Raw genomic sequence first — 15,795 nt, forward strand, 5'->3', positions numbered from 1 at the left:
GGTCAGACCCCCTGTTTGAGCGAAGCTTCGATGAAGGCGTCGAGATCGCCGTCGAGCACTTTCTGGGTGGCCGAGATCTCGACGTTGGTGCGCAGGTCCTTGATGCGGCTGTTGTCCAGCACGTAGGAGCGGATCTGGTGGCCCCAGCCGACGTCGGTCTTGGTGTCCTCCAGCTTCTGCTGCTCTTCCATGCGCTTGCGCATCTCGTGGTCGTACAGGCGCGAGCGCAGGCGTTTCCAGGCCACGTCGCGGTTGCTGTGCTGGCTGCGGCCGTCCTGGCACTGCACCACGATGCCGGTGGGGATGTGCGTGAGGCGCACCGCCGAATCGGTCTTGTTGATGTGCTGGCCGCCGGCGCCGCTGGCGCGGTAGGTGTCCACGCGCACGTCGGCCGGGTTGATCTCGATCTCGATCGTGTCGTCGACCTCGGGGTACACGAAGATGGACGCGAACGAGGTGTGGCGGCCGCCCGAGCTGTCGAAGGGGCTCTTGCGCACCAGGCGGTGCACGCCGGTTTCGGTGCGCAGCAGGCCGAAGGCGTATTCGCCCTCGACCTTGATGGTGGCGCTCTTGATGCCCGCGGTGTCGCCGGGTGTTTCGTCTTCCACCGTGGTGGTGAAGCCCTTGCGCTCGGCGTAGCGCAGGTACTGGCGCAGCAGCATGCTGGCCCAGTCGCAGGCCTCGGTGCCGCCGGCGCCGGCCTGGATGTCCACGAAACAGTTCAGGGGGTCCGCCGGGTTGTTGAACATGCGGCGGAATTCGAGCCGCTCCACCTCGGCCTGCACCTTGGCGGCCTCGTCGGCGATGGTGCGCAGGCCGGCTTCGTCGTTGTCGGCGGCCGACATCTCGAACAGCTCGCTGTTGTCGGCCAGTTCACTGCCGAGCCGGTCGAGCACCAGCACCACGTCTTCGAGCGACTTGCGCTCCTTGCTCAGGTCTTGCGCGCGCTTGGGGTTGTCCCAGACGGTCGGGTCTTCGAGCGCGGACTCGACTTCCTTCAGCTTCGATGCCTTGGCATCGTAGTCAAAGATACCTCCGCAGTTCGACCACCCGGGTGCTGAGGTCCTTGAGCTGGCTCTGAATGGCGTTGATCTGTTCGGCGTCCATGGTCGTTCCTGCGGTCAATCGGGCAAAGGCGCGATTTTCTCATGGCCGCAGCGGCGGAGCGTGGGGGCCTCACGATCCGGCGCCGGGCCGCCCCAAGCCGGATCAGCCCCCTCGGGGGGCAGCGACCCGCGCAGCGGCGGAGCGTGGGGGCATCAATACCGCCAGGTCGCGCCGAACATCACCGCGGCGGTGCCCAGGATCTGCACCTCCAGGCCGGCGCGGTCGGTCAGCCGGTAGCCCACCGCGGGCACGATGGCCGGCGAAAAGCCGCCCACGTTGCCCGGCACCTTGTTCTTGTACTGGCCCACGTAGCCGTAGATCACGCCCGCGCTCACCTGGGCGTACACCTGGGGCCAGTTCGCAAGCAGGTTGTTCCAGCGCTTGCCCGCGTAGAGGTAGCCCGAGGGCTGGCCGAAGGAGTTGCGAAACAGGGAAAGGCCGCAGAAGCGGTCGTCGGGCAGGTGGCGGTTGAGCGCCAGCGCGAACACGGGCCGGTGCTCGGGGTCGTGCGACCAGTGGTGCGTGTACGGCGAGGCGAACACCTCGTAGGCCGCCTGCCCGTCGGGCAGTGGGTCGTCCCAGCCCGGGCAGGCATTGAAGGCGAAGGCGGGGCCGCTGCAGAGCAGGGCGGTCAGGAGGGGCAGGCGTCGGAAATGCATCGCGCGAGTCTGCCACCGCCGCGGGCTGCACCTGTGTCCAGGTGCATCGAATCAGGTTTTGTCCGACAGGAACGCCTCGATCAGGGCGGCCAGCAGGGCCGGCTGGTCGTGGTGCATCATGTGCCCGGCATCGGGCACCACCTCGTGCCGCAGGTTGGGCACATGGCCGATGCGCTGCAGGAATTCGGCCAGCGTGTAGCGGCCCTTCCACCACTGGCCCAGGCTGTCGTCACCGGCCGTGACCACCAGCGTCGGCGCGCCGATGCGCTGGTACACCGCGATCGCCTCGTCGGGCCGGAACAGCACCGCGTTGCTCACCTTGTGCGCCGAATCGCCCAGGATCGCCCAGCGGCCCTCGCTGTTGGGCCGGGCCCACTGGCGCGCGAGCCAGTCGGCCTTGTCGGGCGCCAGGCGCGGGTTGGTCTTCATGAGTCGGCGCGCCACGCCATCGGCGTCGGCGTAGTCGCTCAGGTCCATGTCGCCGCGGCGCTGGGCGCGGATCTCGTCGAGCCAGTGGGCGTAGCGCGTGGGCGCCTGCGCCGGCACCGAGGCCGGCATGCCGAAGCCTTCGAGGTTCACCAGGCGGCGGATGCGCTGCGGCCGCGCGCCCGCGTACAGCGTGGCCACGTGGCCGCCCATGCTGTGGCCCACGAGGTCCACCGCGCGGTCGCCGAACAGGGTGTCGAGAAGCGCGTCGAGATCGCCCAGGTAATCGGGGAACCAGTAGCTGTCGGGCGCGGGGCCGTCGAAGGTGGTGTCGCCGTAGCCGCGCCAGTCGGGCGCCACGATGTGGCGCTGCTCGCGCAGCGCGTCCACCACGAACTGCCATGACGCGGCCACGTCCATCCAGCCGTGCACCAGCACCAGCGGTGGCCGCGAGGGGTCGGGTTCGCCCCAGCTGCGCACGTGGTAGCGCCAGCCGCGGATGGGCAGGAAGTCGCTGCGGGAGGGGCGTTGCACTTGGTACATTCGATCGATCATAAAGACGCGAGAGGAGACACCCATGCGCCGCCGTCAAGACCGCGACACCGCGCCCGCTGCCGCGCCGGACCTGTACGCGAGCCTGCATGCGGGCTTTCGCTGGCGGGTGCCCGAGGCCTTCAACATGGCCGAGGTCTGCATGCGGCGCTGGGCCAACGATCCCGATACCGCACGCCAGACCGCGGTGATCGCCACCGCCCCGGACCAACCCGACCGCCGCCACAGTTACGCCGAGCTGTTCGCGCAGGCCAACCGGCTGGCGAACGCGCTGCAGGTGCTGGGCGTGCAGCGCGGCGATCGGGTGGCCATCGTGCTGCCGCAGCGTTTCGAGACCGCGGTGGCCTACATGGCGGTGCTGCAGCTCGGCGCGGTGGCCATGCCGCTGTCGCAGCTCTTCGGCCCCGAGGCGCTGCAGTTCCGCCTGCACGACAGCGAGGCCGTGCTCGCGGTCTGCGACGCCAGCACGCTCGCCGCGGTGCAATCGGTGAGCGCACACTGCCCGCGCCTGCAGGACGTGATCGCGGTCGACGCCGCGGGCGGCAGCGCACTCGACTGGACCGCACTGCTCGCACAGCAGCCCGAGGGCTTCGAGCCCGCGCACACGCGCGCCGACGAGGCCGCGGTGCTGATCTACACCAGCGGCACCACCGGCAACCCCAAAGGCGCGCTCATCCCGCACCGGGCGCTGATCGGCAACCTCACGGGCTTCGTGTGCAGCCAGAACTGGTTCGGCTTCGATCCCTTCGACGCCGCGAAGCCTTCGCAGGCGGTGTTCTGGTCGCCCGCCGACTGGGCCTGGACCGGCGGCCTCATGGACGCGCTGCTGCCCACGCTGTACTTCGGCCGGCCCATCGTGGCGCACAACGGCCGCTTCTCGGCGCAGACCGCGTTCGAGCTGATCGAGCGCCACGGCGTGACGCACAGCTTCCTGTTTCCCACCGCGCTCAAGGCCATGATGAAGGCCTTTCCGCAGCCGCGACGGCACTTCCGCCTCGCGCTGCAGGGCCTCATGAGCGCGGGCGAGGCCGTGGGCGACGCGGTCTACCACTGGTGCCGCGACGGGCTCGGCGTGCCGGTCAACGAGATGTTCGGCCAGACCGAGATCAACTACGTGGTGGGCAACTGCACGCGCCTGTGGCCCGCCAAGCCCGGCAGCATGGGCAAGGGCTACCCCGGCCACCGCGTGGCGGTCATCGACGAGGAGGGCCGCGAATGCCCCGTGGGCGTGCCGGGCGACGTGGCGGTGCACCGGCTCGACGTGCACGGCGAGCCCGACCCGATCTTCTTCCTGGGCTACTGGAAGAACGAGGCCGCCACGCGCGGCAAGTACACCGGCGACCCGGCGGACAGCTGGTGCCGCACCGGCGACCTCGCGGTGCGCGACGCCGACGGCTACCTCTGGTACCAGGGTCGTGCCGACGACGTCTTCAAGGCCGCGGGTTACCGCATCGGCCCCAGCGAGATCGAAAACTGCCTGGTCAAGCACCCCGCCGTGGCCAACGCCGCCGTGGTGCCCAAGCCCGACGCCGAGCGCGGCGCCGTGGTGAAGGCCTATGTGGTGCTGTCGCCCGGGCGCGCGGGCGACGCGGCGCTGATCGCCGAGCTGCAGGCCCACGTGAAGGGCCGGCTCGCGCCCTACGAGTACCCGAAAGAGATCGAGTTCATCGACGCCCTGCCCATGACCACCACCGGCAAGGTGCAGCGGCGCGTGCTGCGGCTGCAGGAGGAAGCGCGCGCGAAGGCCGCCGCGCGCTAGCCGCCCAGGACCTTGGTCAGGCGCGCGGCCGAGGCGCGCAGCGCGTCCACGAACGCAGGCTTTGCGCGCGGCTCGGGCACCGTGAGCGTGAGCGCGCCCACCAGCTCGTGCCCGGTGCGCCACACCGGCGCCGAGATGCCCACCAGGCCCGCCACCCGATCGCCCGTGAGCGCCACGTAGCCGTCGCGCCGCACCTGCTCGTGGAGCTTGCCGCGCGCCCCGGCGAAGGCCATGAGCACGCGCCCGCCCGCGCCGCGGTTCAGCGGCAGCAGATCGCCCGCGCGCACGTGGTCGCGCAACAGGTGCGGCGAGTCGACGCGGAACAGCACCAGACGCTGATCGCCCTGGCGCACATGAAAGGCCACGCTCTCCTGCGTGCGCGCCCCCAGCGCGCGCATCTCGGGCAGCACCAGGTCTTCCAGCGAAAAGGCTTCGGCGTGCAGCGCCGCGAGGCGGGCGATCTCGGGCCCCAGGGCCCAGCGGCCTCCGGGCGTGCGCTGCACCAGGCCGCCATGGGCCAGCGAGGCGAGCAGACGCAGCACGGTGCTGTTGTACAGGCGTGTGCGCTCGGCGAGTTCGCTCACGCCCAGCGAGCGGTCGCCCGGGCGGAACGCGGCCAGCAGGCTGATCGCGCGATCCACCGCAGCGGCACCACCGGGAGCGGCGTTGTCGTCGGCGACCGAGGCGTGGGAAGACTTGCGGGGCATGGGCGCACTCCGGCGGTTTGACAGGCCTGTGACCGGTTCTTATCATCGGTCCACAGTACAGAACTAATAGTCCATCCTACAGACTAAACAATGTCATGACAACCGATGTCCTCATCAGCGAGGTCGGCCCGCGCGACGGCCTGCAGAGCGTCAAGGCCACCATGCCCACGGCGCACAAGCTGGCCTGGATCGACGGCCTGCACGCCGCCGGCCTGCGCGAGATCGAGGTCGGTTCGTTCGTGCCGGCGCGGCTGCTGCCGCAGATGGCCGACGTGGCCGAGGTGGTGCGGCACGCGCTCACCAGGCCCGGCCTCACGGTGATGGCGTTGGTGCCCAACGTGCGCGGCGCCGAGGCGGCGCTGGCCAGCGGCGTGCACAAGCTCACGTTGCCGGTCTCGGCGAGCGAGGCGCATTCGCTGGCCAATGTGCGCAAGACGCGCGCGCAGATGGTCGACGAGGTGCGCGCGGTGGTGGCGCTGCGCAGGGCCAGCGCGCCGAAGGTGCGCGTGGAGGCCGGCCTGTCCACCGCCTTCGGCTGCACCCTGCAGGGCCCCGTGCCCGAGGACGACGTGGTGCGCCTGGCCGTGGCGCTGGCCGAGGCCGGCGCCGACGAGATCGGCCTGTCCGACACCACGGGCATGGCCAATCCGGCGCAGGTTCGGCGGCTGTTCCGGCGCGTGCGCGCCGAGATCGGCGAGCGCACCGGCGCGGCCCACCTGCACAACACGCGCGGCCTGGGCCTCGCCAACTGCCTGGCCGCGCACGACGCGGGCGTGCGCACCTTCGACAGTTCGCAGGGCGGCCTGGGCGGCTGCCCCTACGCGCCGGGCGCCTCGGGCAACGTGGTCACCGAAGACCTGGTCTTCATGTTCGAGGCCATGGGCGTGCGCACCGGCGTCGACCTCGATCGCCTGATGGCTGCGCGCGAGGCCTTGCGCGCCGGCCTGCCCGGCGAGCCCCTGTACGGCATGACGCCCGAAGCCGGCCTCACGCGCGGCTTCACCTACGCCGACGGCCGTGTCCCGGCCGCGATGAAAGGCACTGCATGAACCCTTCCCACGAACTGCCTCTGAGCGGCCTGCGCGTGGTCGAGCTCACCCACATGGTGATGGGCCCGACCTGCGGCCTGATCCTGGCCGATCTCGGCGCCGAAGTGATCAAGGTCGAGCCGCTGGGTGGCGACAGCACGCGCCGCCTGCTGGGGTCGGGCGCAGGTTTCTTCGGCACCTTCAACCGCAACAAGAAGAGCCTCGCGGTCGACGTGAAGGACCCGCGCGGGCGCGAGATCGTGCTGCGCCTGCTGGCGCGCGCCGACGTGTTCAGCGAGAACTTCAAGAGCGGCGCCATGGACCAGCTGGGCCTGGGCCACGAGGCGCTGACCCGGCTCAATCCGCGCCTCATCAGCGTGTCGCACAAGGGCTTCCTGCCCGGTCCCTACGAACACCGCACCGCGCTCGACGAGGTCGTGCAGATGATGGGCGGCCTGGCCTACATGACCGGTCCCGAAGGCCGGCCGCTGCGCGCGGGCACCAGCGTCAACGACATCATGGGCGGCATGTTCGGCGCCATCGGCGTGCTCGCGGCGCTGGCGCAGCGCGAAAAGACCGGCCGCGGCCAGCGCGTGCAGAGCGCGCTGTTCGAGAACAACGTGTTCCTCATGGCGCAGCACATGATGCAGTTCGCCGTCACGGGCAGGCCCGCCGCGCCCATGCCCGGGCGCATCAGCGCCTGGGCGGTGTACGACGTGTTCACCGTGAAGGACGGCGAGCAGGTGTTCCTGGCCGCCGTGAGCGATTCGCAGTGGGCGCTGATGTGCGAAGCCTTCGGCTTCGACGACTTGCGCGACGACCCGCGCCTGGTGGGCAACAACGCCCGCGTGCAGGCCCGCGACTGGATGCTGCCGCTGCTGCGCGAGCGCTTCGCGGGCTTCAGCGCCGCCGAGCTCGGCGCGCGCTTCGAGCGCATCGGCCTGCCCTACGCCCCCATCACGAAGCCGCAAGACCTGTTCGACGACCCGCACCTGCTCGCCAGCGGCGGGCTGGCCGAGGTGTGCCTGCCGCCCGACACGAGCTGCGCCGGCCGGCCCGTGCAGACGCGCACCGCGCTGCTGCCCATCACGCTCGATGGCGCGCGGCCCGGCGTGCGTTCAGCGCCGCCCGCTCTCGGTGAACACAGCGAGGCCGTTCTCACCGAGCTCGGCTACACGCCGGCCGAGATCGCGCAGCTGCGCGACGCCGGCGTGCTGGCTCAGCGCTGCGCCGCGGTGGCCGGTTCGGCCACGTAGATCTCCACCCGGCGGTTCAGCGCGCGGCCCTGGGGCGTGCCGTTGTCGGCCACGGGTTCGCGCGAGCCGCGGCCGTCGGTGCTGATGCGCGCGGCCGATACGCCGCGGCCCACCAGGTAGTCGCGCGTGGCGTTGGCGCGGTCGAACGACAGCGGGTTGTTGATCGCGTCGCTGCCCGAGCTGTCGGTGTGGCCGATGATGGACACCTGCGTGGCCTGGTTCTGCTGCAGCGTGGTGGCGAACTGGCCCAGCACGCGCACCAGCGTGGGGCTCAGCGTGGAGCGGCCCGAGGCGAAGCCCGCGTCGGCCGGCACGTCGAGCTTGAGGCGGTTGTCGGCGGTCTGGCTCACGCCGATGCCGGTGCCGGCCGTCGCCGCTTCCATCTGCTTTTTCTGCTCCTGCATGCGCGTGGACCAGATGTAGCCGCCCAGCGCACCCGCACCCGCGCCCAGCACCGCGCCCTGCGCCGCGCCCTTGGAGCCTCCCGTGAGGCCGCCCAGCACCACGCCGGCCGCCGCGCCGATGCCCGCGCCCTTGGCGCTGTCCCGTTGCGTTTCGCTCATGTTGGCGCAGCCCGTGACGGCGATGGCCGCGGCCACGGTGAGCAGGGTCAGGCCGCGCGTGAAGGAAGAGGGGGAGGTGTTCATGAAGGCGTTCCTCGCGGTTCGTGGATCGGAGAGGTCGGAGGGGCCGCGGCACAGGCACCACGGTCCGTGGGTTGAAGACCACCGCCTAAACTTACACCCCGTCCGGTATCTGTGCCGTAGGACGTATCTGAATTTACAAACCCTTTCCACCGCTCCGATGAAACACCTGCCCTTGGGCCAGAGCCCGCTGCACGTCTCGCCCATCTGCCTGGGCACCATGACCTTCGGTGAACAGGTCGACCAGCCTACCGCCCACGCCATCCTCGACCGCTCGCTCGAGCGCGGCGTGAATTTCATCGACGCCGCCGAGATGTACTCGGTGCCCGCGCGCGCCGAAACCTGCGGCGCCACCGAAACCATCATCGGCCACTGGTTCGCGCGCACGCCGGGCCTGCGCCAGAAGGTGGTGCTCGCGACCAAGGTGGCCGGACCCTCGCGCGGCATGCCCTGGATCCGCGGCGAGGTGTCGGGCCTGAGCAAGGCCGAGATCGTCAACGCCTGCGAAGGCAGCCTGCGCCGCCTGCAGACCGACGTGATCGACCTGTACCAGATCCACTGGCCCGCGCGCAACGTGCCGGCCTTCGGCGCGCTGTACTTCGACCCGTCCAAGGACAAGCCGCACGCGTCCATCCACGAGCAGCTCGACGCCATGGCCGACCTGGTCAAGGCCGGCAAGGTGCGCGCAATCGGCCTGTCCAACGAAACACCCTATGGCGTGCACGAGTTCGTGCGCCTGGCCGAGCAGCACGGCCTGCCGCGCGTGGCCACGGTGCAGAACCCCTATTGCCTGATCAACCGCAGTTACGAGAACGGCCTCGACGAAAGCTGCCACCGCCTGGGCGTGTCGCTGCTCGCGTATTCGCCGCTGGGCTTCGGCCTGCTCACCGGCAAGTACGACGACACCGGCCTGGTCGGTGACCACGGCCGCATGGCGCTGTACGACAGCATGCGCAAGCAGCGCTGGGGCCGGCCCGAGGCGCTGGCCACGGCCAGGCGCTACAACGCGCTCGCGCGCGAACATGGGCTCACGCCCGCGCAGCTCGCGCTGGCCTTCTGCTACCGCAACTGGCGCGTGGCCAGCACCATCATCGGTGTGACCAGCGTGGCCCAGCTCGACCAGTGCCTGGACGCCTGGGACGTGGCGCTCACGCCCGAGCTGCTGACCGCGATCGACCAGATCCGCTGGGAATCGCGCGACCCCGCGCAATGAGCAAGAAGGCCGCACACGTCAGTGAAACGCCCGCCACCGCCTGGCTCAAGGCGCACGGCGTGGCGTACACCGAGCATCCCTACGAGTACCTGGAGCACGGCGGTGCGCAGCACAGCGCGCAGGTGCTGGGCCTGGACCCGTTCGCGGTGGTCAAGACCCTGATCATGCAGGACGAGGCCGCGCGGCCCCTGGCCGTGCTCATGCACGGCAACCGCACGGTGTCGACCAAGAACCTTGCGCGGCAGATCGGCGCCAAGTCGGTCGAGCCCTGCAAGCCCGAGGTGGCCAACCGCCACAGCGGCTTCCTGGTGGGCGGCACCTCGCCGTTCGGGCTCAAGCGCGCCATGCCGGTGTGGGTCGAGTCCACGGTGCTCGAACTGCCGAAGATCTGGATCAACGGCGGGCGCCGCGGCTTCCTCGTGGGCATCGATCCCGCGGTGCTCACCGCGCCTCTGGGCGCGAAACCGGTGCAGTGTGCGCTGGCAGAATGACGCCCCCTGTCGACATCGAGTGAGGAGACACTCTTGCAAGCGTTCTACCCCGCGCTGGCCACGCTGGCCGCGTACCTGATCGGATCGCTGTCGTTCGCGGTGCTGGTGAGCCGCCTCATGGGCCTGTCGGACCCGCGCACCTACGGCAGCAAGAACCCCGGCGCCACCAACGTGCTGCGCTCGGGCAACAAGGCCGCGGCGGTCATCACCCTGCTGCTCGACGCCTTCAAGGGCTGGTTGCCCGTGGTGCTGGTGCAGGCCTATGGCGAGCGCTTCGGCCTGGGCGCGGGCACCGTGGCGCTGGTGGGCTTCGCGGCCTTCCTGGGCCACCTGTTTCCGGTGTTCTTCCGCTTCCAGGGTGGCAAGGGGGTGGCCACGGCGGCCGGCGTCATCCTGGCCTTCAACCCCTGGCTGGGCCTGGCCTCGCTGGCCACCTGGCTCATCATCGCGGTGTTCTTCCGCTACTCGTCGCTCGCGTCCATCGTCACCGCGGTGTTCGCGCCGGCCTACTACCTGCTCGGCGCCGACGTGGCCTGGGACGCGCCGGGCGCCATGGTGCTCGGCCTGGCCGCCATGGCCGTGCTGCTGGTGTGGCGCCACGCCGAGAACATCAACCGCCTGATCGCGGGCACCGAAAGCAAGCTGGGATCGAAGAAGAAATGAGCCAGGACATCACCCGCGTCGGCATGGCCGCGCGCTACAGCGAAGCCGCCGTGTTCAACGGCATCGTGTTCCTCGCGGGCATGGTGCCCGAGCGCGGCGACGTCGACATCCGCGGCCAGACCGAGGACGTGCTGCAGCAGGTGGAGCAGCGCCTGCGCGAATGCGGCAGCGACAAGTCGCGCATCCTGCGCACCGAGATCTTCCTCACCGACATCCGCGACATCGCGGCCATGAACGAGGTCTGGGACGCCTGGGTGGTGCCCGGCGCCGCGCCGCCGCGCGCGACCGTGCAGGCCGCGCTGGCCAACCCCGCCTACCGCATCGAGATCGTGGTCACGGCCGCCCAGGCCTGAGACCGGCCCCGCGCTACTTCTTGTCCAGCGTGAGCTGGTCGTTGGTGCGCTGCAGCTGAAAGCGCGTGAGGAAGCTGTTGCCCAGCAGCACGTAGGGCATGGGCTGCGGCAGCACGATGGCCGACACCGCGAACACCTGGGCCTCGCCCACGCGCACCGTGTCGAGCTGCAGCTGGTGGCCCACCACGTTGCCGTTGGCGGTGGACACCTGCACCTTGGTGCCCTTCTCGAAGGGCAGGCCCAGGCGGCGCGCCTCGGGCTCGCCGATGACCACCTGGCTCGCGCCCGTATCGACCATGAACTGCACGGCGCGGCCGTTGATCTGGCCTGGCGGCAGGAAGTGGCCGCGGCTGTCGGCGGTGATCACGACGCGCCGCGCGCCTTCGGACGGGGCGTGGTCGCGCCCATGGCTCACCGGGTCTTCGCCCACCCGCAGCGACTGGCGCCGACCCTGCACCTCGATGGTGGCGGTGTCGCCCTGCACCGCGAGCACGCGCACGCCCTGGTGAACCTGGCCCGCGGTGACGAAACGCGGCGCACCGCCGTCGACCACGATCAGCGCCTTGTTGCCCGACACGCCCGTGAGCGCGACGGACTGCGCCAGTGCCAGGCCGGCCGCGCCCAGGAGCAACGCCGCCAGCAGGCCTTGCCGCATGGTCAGTCGCGGAAGTTATTGAAGGAGAGGGGCAGGTCCTTCATCTCCGTGCGGATGATGGCCATGGCCGCCTGCAGGTCGTCGCGCTTGGCGCCGGTCACGCGCACCGCGTCGCCCTGGATGGCGCCCTGCACCTTGAGCTTGCTGGCCTTGATGGCCTGCTGGATCTTCTTGCCGTCTTCGGTGGCGATGCCGTTGCGCACCTTCACCACCTGCTTGACCTTGTCGCCGCCCATCTTCTCGACCTTGCCGATGTCGAGGAAGCGCACATCGACGTTGCGTTTGGAGAGCTTGTTGCGCAGCACGTCTTCGATCTGCTGGAGCTGGAAGTCGGCGTCGCCGAACAGCGTGATCTCCTTGTCCTTGAGCTCGATCGCGGCGCTCGTGCCCTTGAAATCGAAGCGCGTGCCGATTTCGCGCGCGACCTGGTCGACGGCATTCTTGACTTCGACGAGATCGGCTTCGAGGACGGTGTCAAACGAGGGCATGGGGCGGTCAAAAGCGGGTGAGAAAATCGCGGCCATGATAGTCGAGAAGCAGGTGCCGCTACAGGCCCACAACAGCTTTGGCATCGTGGCCAAGGCCCACCACCTGGCGCGCATCCGCCACGAAGACGATCTGGCCGCGCTGCGTGCCGATCCGGCCTGGGCCGCGCTCGTGCGCGAGCAGCCGCCCTTCGTGCTCGGCGGCGGCAGCAACCTGGTGATCACGGGCGACGTGAAGCCCCTGGTGCTCAAGGTGGAGATCGCGGGCAAGCGCCTGATCGAGGAAACGCCGCGCGGCTGGCTGGTGGAGGCGGGCGCGGGCGAAAACTGGCACGGACTGGTGCAGTGGACGCTGGAGCAGGGCTGGCCCGGTTTGGAGAACCTGGCGCTGATCCCGGGCACCGTGGGCGCCTCGCCGGTGCAGAACATCGGCGCCTACGGCGTGGAGCTGCAGGACCGTTTCCATTCGCTCGACGCGATCGACCTGCGCAGCGGCGAGCGCTTCACGCTCGACGCCGCGCAATGCGGCTTCGGCTACCGCGACTCGGTGTTCAAGCACCTGCCCACCGACGCGCGCGACTTCGGCCTCGCCGGCCGCGCGCTCATCACGCGCGTGCGGCTGCTGCTGCCCAAGCCCTGGAAGCCGGTGCTGGGCTACGCCGACCTCGAACGCAAGATGGCCGAGACCGGCAACAGCGCCCCCGATGCGCGCACGCTGTTCGATTGGATCTGCGCGATCCGCCGCGCCAAGCTGCCCGACCCGGCGGTGATCGGCAACGCGGGCAGCTTCTTCAAGAACCCCACGGTCACGCCCGAGCAGTGCGCCGACATCATCGCGCGCGAGCCCAAGGTGGTGCACTACCCCATGCCCGACGGCACGGTGAAGCTGGCCGCGGGCTGGCTGATCGACGCCTGCGGCTGGAAGGGCCGCGGCGTGGGCAATGCGGGCGTGTACGAGAAACAGGCCCTGGTGCTGGTGAACCGCGGCGGCGCCACGGGCGGCGAGGTGGTGACGCTGGCCAAGGCCATCCAGACCAGCGTCTACGAACGCTTCGGCATCCGGCTCGAGCCCGAGCCGGTGGTGATCTGAGGTCTCAGACCTCCGCCGCCTCCACCAGAAAGCGCACCCGCCGCTGACCCTGCCATTCGTCCGCGTCGAGGCGGAAGGCGATCTTCACGCGCGCCGGCAGCGGTTCGGTGTGGCCGAACCAGATGCCGTCCACCGGGTCGCCCTGGTGCTGCAGCTTGAGCGCCAGGTGCTTCTCGCCCACGATGCGCTGGCTCACCACGCGCACCTCTTCGCTGAACACCGGCGGCGCGAAGCCCTGGCCCCACACCTGGCCGTGCAGGGTGTCCACCAGATCGGGCCGGCGGTACTGGCGGTCCAGCGGGCCGTCGGTTTCCACGCGGCGCTGCAGCGTGGCGGCGTCCAGCCATTCGTGCGCCACCTGCTGCAGCGCCTGCTCGAAGGTGTCCAGGTGCTCTTCGGCGATGGTGCAGCCCGCGGCCATCGCGTGTCCGCCGAAGCGCAGCAGTACGCCCGGGTGGCGCTTGGCCACCAGGTCGAGCGCGTCGCGCAGGTGAAGGCCCGCGATCGATCGCCCCGAGCCCTTGAGTTCGTGTTCTTTGCCGGGCGCGCTGCTGGCCGCAAATACGAAGGTGGGGCGGTGCAGCTTGTCTTTCAGGCGCGAGGCCACGATGCCCACCACCCCTTCGTGGAAGTCGGGGTCGAACACCACCAGCGCGGGCGGGGGCTGTTCGCTCTCGTCGAACATCTCTTCGGCCAGCATCAGCGCCTGCTCGCGCATCTCGCCCTCGATGGCCTTGCGCTCGCGGTTGATGCCGTCGAGCGTGCGCGCGAGTTCGTCGGCGCGGGTGGCGTCGTCGGTGATCAGGCACTCGATGCCGAGCGTCATGTCGGCCAGGCGGCCCGCGGCGTTCAGGCGCGGGCCGAGCGCGAAGCCGAAGTCGAAGGTGGTGGCGGCTTGCGGGCGGCGGCCGGCGGCGTTGAACAGCGCGGTCATGCCCGGCGGCAGCGCGCCCGCGCGCACGCGCTTCAAGCCCTGCGCCACGAGGCGGCGGTTGTTGGTGTCGAGCTTGACCACGTCGGCCACGGTGCCCAGGGCCACCAGCGGCAGCAGGCTGTCGATCTTGGGCTGCGTCTGGGCGTCGAACACGCCGCGCGCGCGCAATTCGGCGCGCAGCGCGAGCAGCACGTAGAACATCACGCCCACGCCCGCGATGCTCTTGCTCTCGAAGCCGCAGCCGGGCTGGTTGGGATTGACGATGGTGCAGTCGGCCGGCAGCACGGTGGCGCCGTTCTGCTGTGCGGGCAGGTGGTGGTCGGTCACGATCACCTCGAGCCCGAGTTCGCGCGCGGCGCGCACGCCGTCGAGGCTGGCGATGCCGTTGTCCACCGTGATGAGCACGTCGGCGCCGCTGGCCTTCACGCGCTGCGCGATCGGGGGCGTGAGGCCGTAGCCGTCGACCACGCGGTCGGGCACGAGGTAGTGCACCTGGTCAAAGCCCATGGGCGCGCCGAGCAGGCGCAGGCCGCGCACGGCCACGGCGCAGGCGGTGGCGCCGTCGCAGTCGTAGTCGGCCACCACGCAGAGGCGGCGCTGCGCGGCCATGGCGTCGGCGAGCGCGCGCGCGGCTTCGTCGGCGCCTTTGAGCGTGGCGGGCGGCAGCAGGTGGGCGAGCGCGTCGTCGAGTTCTTCGCGCTGCGCGATGCCACGCGCCGCGTACAGGCGCGCGAGCAGGGGGTGCAGGCCGCTCTGTTCGAGCGCCCAGGCGGCGCGCGGCGGGACGTCGCGGGTGGTGATCTTCATAGGGTCTCGAGCAGTTCGGCCACCTGGGGGGCGCGCGCCAGGCCCAGCGCGCGGGCCAGGCCTTGCCAGGGGGAAGGCGTGTGGGGCTGCAGCGTGACAGCGCTGCGCTCGCCGCAGAGCGTGAGGGCGAAGGGCCGGCCTTGTTGCGCCAGGGCCTGCAGCTCGGGCACGAGGCGGGCGTCCAGCGCCTGCCAGGCCGCGCGCCAGGCCGCGGCGTCGCCGCCGAGCGCGCTCGCGCGCAGGTGGTCGGCGACGGTGGGCGCGGGGCCGGGTGTCACGCCGGCATCGACCGCGCCCGCGGCGCTGAACCACAGGCCATTGACCGCGGGCTGGCGCGCGGCCTCGCGCGCGTCGTTCACGGGGTGCGTGTAGAACAGCATCTGCGCCTCGTTCATGAGGCGTTGCAGCCAGCGCGCCTCGCTGCCTTGCGGCTGCCAGGGCGCGATCGAGCGGCCCGCCACACGGTCCAGGCTCGCGCAGCGCAGGCCGCGCAGGCGCTCGCCGCTGGCGCGCCAGCGAACGGGGCTGTCGAAGTGCAGGGCGAGGCCGTCTTCGGCGCACAGCGGCGCGAAGGCCTCGAACAGGCGGCGCGAGGCGGCTTCGTCGAGGCCGAACAGCTCGGCCGGTTGCAGCGTCACCTGGTCCATGCCGACCTGCAGGTGCACCGGGTGCACCCAGGCCTGGGGCTCGTGCGGTTGCGCGCTGTGCAGCGCGGCGCCGGGCCAGGCGTGATCGGCCAGGGCCAGGCCCCGCGCGGCGGCGATCGCGCGCTCGTGCGGCAGGGTGGGGTCGGTGTGCTCGCCGCGGTCGCGCTGCTGCTCGCGCAGGCGGGGCAGCAGGGCCTGCAGGCGGGGCAGGGCAGGCCAGTCGGGGTGTTGTCCCTCGGCGCCGAGGGCGGCGAAGGGAACCACCCAGTGGGGCACGGGATCCTGGGCAGAAGGCATGGGCCGATTGTCGGGGATGCCA

17 protein-coding genes are annotated in these 15,795 nt (G+C 70.8%); 8 read left to right on the forward strand and 9 right to left on the reverse strand.

What is annotated here, in order from left to right; genetic code table 11:
- Window positions 1-2: 2 nt before the first annotated feature.
- From prfB to G9Q37_RS01580, 3 genes are all read right to left on the reverse strand, one after another.
- Window positions 3-1,107, reverse strand: a protein-coding gene (gene prfB, locus G9Q37_RS01570; RefSeq protein WP_166223559.1) for a peptide chain release factor 2 whose coding sequence is annotated in 2 segments (ribosomal slippage) — window positions 3-1,025 and window positions 1,027-1,107 — 1,104 coding nt in all. Because the reading frame shifts where the segments join, the coding sequence is not laid out codon by codon here.
- A gap of 152 nt (window positions 1,108-1,259) precedes the next feature.
- Window positions 1,260-1,766 (reverse strand): hypothetical protein, encoded by a 507-nt coding sequence (locus G9Q37_RS01575; RefSeq protein WP_166223562.1) that lies wholly within the window; start codon window positions 1,764-1,766, stop codon window positions 1,260-1,262.
- Between the two features lie 51 nt (window positions 1,767-1,817).
- Window positions 1,818-2,735 (reverse strand): alpha/beta fold hydrolase, encoded by a 918-nt coding sequence (locus G9Q37_RS01580; RefSeq protein WP_166223565.1) that lies wholly within the window; start codon window positions 2,733-2,735, stop codon window positions 1,818-1,820.
- 34 nt (window positions 2,736-2,769) lie between these two features.
- On the opposite strand from G9Q37_RS01580, the gene G9Q37_RS01585 reads away from it, so the two are divergent.
- Entirely contained in the window at window positions 2,770-4,503 is a 1,734-nt protein-coding gene (locus G9Q37_RS01585; RefSeq protein WP_166223567.1) for an acetate--CoA ligase, read from the forward strand.
- Here G9Q37_RS01585 and G9Q37_RS01590 read toward each other — a convergent pair.
- Window positions 4,500-5,210 carry an IclR family transcriptional regulator gene (locus tag G9Q37_RS01590; protein WP_166223570.1) on the reverse strand — a complete coding sequence of 237 codons (711 nt, stop codon included), beginning with the start codon at window positions 5,208-5,210 and terminating at the stop codon, window positions 4,500-4,502. The genes G9Q37_RS01585 and G9Q37_RS01590 overlap by 4 nt on opposite strands.
- Before the next feature lie 95 nt (window positions 5,211-5,305).
- On the opposite strand from G9Q37_RS01590, the gene G9Q37_RS01595 reads away from it, so the two are divergent.
- Both G9Q37_RS01595 and G9Q37_RS01600 read left to right on the forward strand, forming a co-directional pair.
- A complete protein-coding gene (locus G9Q37_RS01595; protein WP_166223573.1) occupies window positions 5,306-6,259 on the forward strand; it encodes a hydroxymethylglutaryl-CoA lyase in 954 nt (317 codons plus the stop codon).
- Complete coding sequence (locus G9Q37_RS01600; protein WP_166223576.1) at window positions 6,256-7,494, forward strand: CaiB/BaiF CoA transferase family protein; 1,239 nt, start codon at window positions 6,256-6,258, stop codon at window positions 7,492-7,494. The genes G9Q37_RS01595 and G9Q37_RS01600 overlap by 4 nt, the downstream gene beginning before the upstream one ends.
- Here G9Q37_RS01600 and G9Q37_RS01605 read toward each other — a convergent pair.
- Entirely contained in the window at window positions 7,458-8,141 is a 684-nt protein-coding gene (locus G9Q37_RS01605; RefSeq protein ID WP_166223579.1) for a YiaD family glycine zipper/OmpA-like lipoprotein, read from the reverse strand. The genes G9Q37_RS01600 and G9Q37_RS01605 overlap by 37 nt on opposite strands.
- 157 nt (window positions 8,142-8,298) lie before the next feature.
- Here G9Q37_RS01605 and G9Q37_RS01610 point away from each other — a divergent pair, with 157 nt between their 5' ends.
- The 4 genes from G9Q37_RS01610 to G9Q37_RS01625 are packed head-to-tail and all read left to right on the forward strand — an operon-like array spanning window position 8,299 to window position 10,858.
- Complete coding sequence (locus tag G9Q37_RS01610; RefSeq protein ID WP_166223582.1) at window positions 8,299-9,351, forward strand: aldo/keto reductase; 1,053 nt, start codon at window positions 8,299-8,301, stop codon at window positions 9,349-9,351.
- The gene (locus tag G9Q37_RS01615) at window positions 9,348-9,842 is read left to right on the forward strand and encodes an aminoacyl-tRNA deacylase (protein WP_166223585.1); all 495 of its coding nucleotides are present in this window, start codon (window positions 9,348-9,350) and stop codon (window positions 9,840-9,842) included. Before G9Q37_RS01610 ends, G9Q37_RS01615 begins: the two co-directional genes overlap by 4 nt.
- A 33-nt stretch (window positions 9,843-9,875) precedes the next feature.
- Entirely contained in the window at window positions 9,876-10,505 is a 630-nt protein-coding gene (gene plsY, locus G9Q37_RS01620; RefSeq protein ID WP_166223588.1) for a glycerol-3-phosphate 1-O-acyltransferase PlsY, read from the forward strand.
- Window positions 10,502-10,858 carry a RidA family protein gene (locus tag G9Q37_RS01625; RefSeq protein ID WP_166223591.1) on the forward strand — a complete coding sequence of 119 codons (357 nt, stop codon included), beginning with the start codon at window positions 10,502-10,504 and terminating at the stop codon, window positions 10,856-10,858. Before plsY ends, G9Q37_RS01625 begins: the two co-directional genes overlap by 4 nt.
- Before the next feature lie 13 nt (window positions 10,859-10,871).
- Here the strand turns inward: G9Q37_RS01625 and G9Q37_RS01630 are convergent, their stop codons facing one another.
- Both G9Q37_RS01630 and G9Q37_RS01635 read right to left on the reverse strand, forming a co-directional pair.
- Window positions 10,872-11,513, reverse strand: coding sequence for a retropepsin-like aspartic protease family protein (locus tag G9Q37_RS01630; RefSeq protein ID WP_166223594.1), 642 nt, complete (start codon window positions 11,511-11,513; stop codon window positions 10,872-10,874).
- A 2-nt stretch (window positions 11,514-11,515) separates the two neighbouring features.
- Window positions 11,516-12,001 (reverse strand): YajQ family cyclic di-GMP-binding protein, encoded by a 486-nt coding sequence (locus G9Q37_RS01635; RefSeq protein WP_166223597.1) that lies wholly within the window; start codon window positions 11,999-12,001, stop codon window positions 11,516-11,518.
- Between the two features lie 34 nt (window positions 12,002-12,035).
- Here G9Q37_RS01635 and murB point away from each other — a divergent pair, with 34 nt between their 5' ends.
- Window positions 12,036-13,088, forward strand: a complete 1,053-nt coding sequence (gene murB / locus G9Q37_RS01640) for a UDP-N-acetylmuramate dehydrogenase (RefSeq protein ID WP_166223600.1) — start codon at window positions 12,036-12,038, stop codon at window positions 13,086-13,088.
- Between the two features lie 4 nt (window positions 13,089-13,092).
- Here murB and recJ read toward each other — a convergent pair whose 3' ends face one another.
- Together recJ and G9Q37_RS01650 are read right to left on the reverse strand one after the other, a co-directional pair.
- Window positions 13,093-14,829, reverse strand: a complete 1,737-nt coding sequence (gene recJ / locus G9Q37_RS01645) for a single-stranded-DNA-specific exonuclease RecJ (protein ID WP_166223603.1) — start codon at window positions 14,827-14,829, stop codon at window positions 13,093-13,095.
- A complete protein-coding gene (locus G9Q37_RS01650) occupies window positions 14,826-15,773 on the reverse strand; it encodes a phosphoglycerate mutase (RefSeq protein ID WP_166223606.1) in 948 nt (315 codons plus the stop codon). Before G9Q37_RS01650 ends, recJ begins: the two co-directional genes overlap by 4 nt.
- Window positions 15,774-15,795 lie beyond the last annotated feature (22 nt).

The sequence above is a fragment of the Hydrogenophaga crocea genome, from assembly GCF_011388215.1.
In the GTDB taxonomy this organism is placed as follows: domain Bacteria; phylum Pseudomonadota; class Gammaproteobacteria; order Burkholderiales; family Burkholderiaceae_C; genus Hydrogenophaga; species Hydrogenophaga crocea.